The organism is Neobacillus drentensis, from assembly GCF_036962765.1.
Taxonomy (GTDB): domain Bacteria; phylum Bacillota; class Bacilli; order Bacillales; family Cytobacillaceae; genus Neobacillus; species Neobacillus drentensis_C.
Map to the genome: position 1 here is coordinate 1 of NZ_JBALOS010000007.1, position 2489 is coordinate 2489.

Here is a 2489-nt window from a genome sequence, read left to right on the forward strand (position 1 = left end):
AAGCGATAATATTAATAGAATTCATATAGGTTTCCTAGTTTTTATTGGGGACTTAACTCTTTCGCCATAATATGAGTTTTTTTATTGAATTGTAGAAATTTGCAATTAGCAACGATAGGAAAATGACAAGGAGGTGGCTAAATGAAACATATCGGGAAGGTTGTCTTGCTATCTACTAGTTTACTATTAGGGGAGATGGCAGCACCTATCGTTCCAAGCGGCTTGCATCAAGCAGAAGCGGCCAGCACGAAAAAATTAGCAAATATCACCTATCAAACTACCGAAAATGTGAATTTACGAATGGGTCCAGCCGCAAAATATAAGGTAATTCAACTGATTCCTAAAGCCAAAAACGTCACCGCAGTTGAGCAAACGGGAACTTGGACGAAGGTTACCTATCAATATACGGTTAATGGAAAAAAAATAGCGAAGACAGGCTGGGTTAGCACCTCTTATCTCAAGAAAATTTCTGCCACCCCGAAAACGATAACATTTCCAAAAACAACCTATCAAACCACTGATAACGTAAACATTCGTTCTGGGGCAAACACGAAGGATAAAGTGGTTATAACGATTCCGAAGGGAAAGGCCATCCAAAGTTCGGAGAAATTAAGTGACTGGTATAAAGTGACCTATACTTATCTTTCAAAAGGTAAAAATGTGACAACCACTGGCTGGGTAAAGGGGAATTATTTAAAGGAATACTATCAATATAGTGCGATTACGGGTGCTTATTATTTTCCAAAAAATACAGTGAAGCTTTATTCTACGCCTGATACAAAGAAAACCGCGGTTTACAGCCTGGCAAGCGGCAACGGACTTTATTCTGCCTACCAAGCAATAAATAGCGTGGGCCAAACCTGGTTCAAGGTGACGTATAATGGGAAAACCCTGTATGTTTATAGCGGCGATGTAACCAAATCCACGTTAACCTCCTTTTCAGCGACAGAGTATCAAGCCAAATTGGAAACCTACGTATACGCATCCTATGGTAAGGCGTATACAAAACTAGTGAAAATTCCAAAACAAACGATCATTTCTACCAAACAAAGAATTGGAGATTGGTATAAAGTCTCTTATAACGGTAAAACAGGCTATGTCTATAGCGGTGATTTTACGACATACAATAAACCTGCCGAGAATCCCGGTCCGGGAGAAACCGACAAGGACGACGTGATCAATCCACCAGCCGATGTGATTACCGAACAAGCCATAGTGAAGGCTACCTATTTAGTCACGGATCAATTAAATTTAAGACAAGCTGCCGGGACGACTGCCGCTGTTCTATCAGTGATTCCTAATGGCACGATTCTCATCCCAACCAGCAAGACATCTAATGGTTGGTATAAAGTTAACTACGCAGGGAAAAGCGGCTATGTATTTGGCACATACCTGCAACAGGTAATAACGGGTGATCCAATGGGCAGCAGAGATAGCTATCAGTTTATTGATTTAAGGACACAATCCCTTGTAACAGCCAGTCAGATAAATAACTATATTGCTGGCTATGTAAAAAGTACAGGGAAGCCGAGTATTTTGACTAATAAAGGACAGGTATTTATTGACGCGGGGAAAAAATATGGGGTAAATGCACTTTATCTGGCCGCACATGCCATTCATGAAAGTGCCTATGGAACATCAACCATATCGCTTGCAAAGAATAACTTATTTGGCTTTGGTGCCTATGATGCAGCACCTTTTGTTGCAGCCTATCGGTTTACAAGTGTGGAGTGGTGTATTGACTATATTGCCCGTGAAATGAAAACAACTTATTTAAATCCTTCCAATTGGAAGTATCAAGGTGCCTATCTTGGCTTCAGTACGAAAACATTAACGAATGCAAGAATCAATTCCAATAGTGAAGGCATGAACTTTTTTTATGCAAGTGACCCAAACTGGGGGAAGGCAATCAGCCAGCATATGCAAAAAATTCTTCCATATGATAAGAACTATTATACACAAGCGCGTGTAAATAGTGATATCCCAACAAGGCCGTCGTATCCAGCTGGAAGTGATGTGTTTCCGGCAAATATCATAGCTGCTGCAAAAAAAGACCTATCTCTTGTCAGTGAAAAAGATGGGGAGGGTACTGCAGGGGTGATGAAGGCTGGAAGTACATTTCTTTTGTTGGAGAAAACAAATGACTATTGGTTAAAGGTTAAGTTTAATAACAAGGAGTACTGGACAGAGGACGTTGCCTTTAGTAATTACATAAACTATTTATCTGTGAAAAATTTAGGTAGAGTTACAGTTTCAGGGCTAAATATGAGAACGGGACCAGCTACATCCTATCCTTCCGTTGGAACCTTGGGGTTAAATGAATTTGTATCCATTGCTATGAAAGCGGATGGATCTTTAATGATGGATACATCAAAATCATGGTACCAGCTGAAAAGGGCAGATGGTTCAACTGCATGGGTAAGTTCTGCCTACCTTTATACCAAGGATTTAAACTAGCTTAATTGTTTTTAACTATTTTTAATAAAGGC

The 2489-nt window shown here is 39.9% G+C and carries 1 protein-coding gene; it reads left to right on the plus strand.

The features are described 5' to 3' along the window. The first annotated feature begins 141 nt into the window (after positions 1 to 141). The gene (locus V7137_RS01820) at positions 142 to 2457 is read left to right on the plus strand and encodes an SH3 domain-containing protein (RefSeq protein ID WP_335696493.1); all 2316 of its coding nucleotides are present in this window, start codon (positions 142 to 144) and stop codon (positions 2455 to 2457) included. Positions 2458 to 2489 lie beyond the last annotated feature (32 nt).

Coding starts and splice junctions, on each gene's coding strand:
- V7137_RS01820 (WP_335696493.1), top strand. CDS start 142: ATGAAACATATCGGGAAGGTTGTCTTGCTATCTACTAGTTTACTATTA.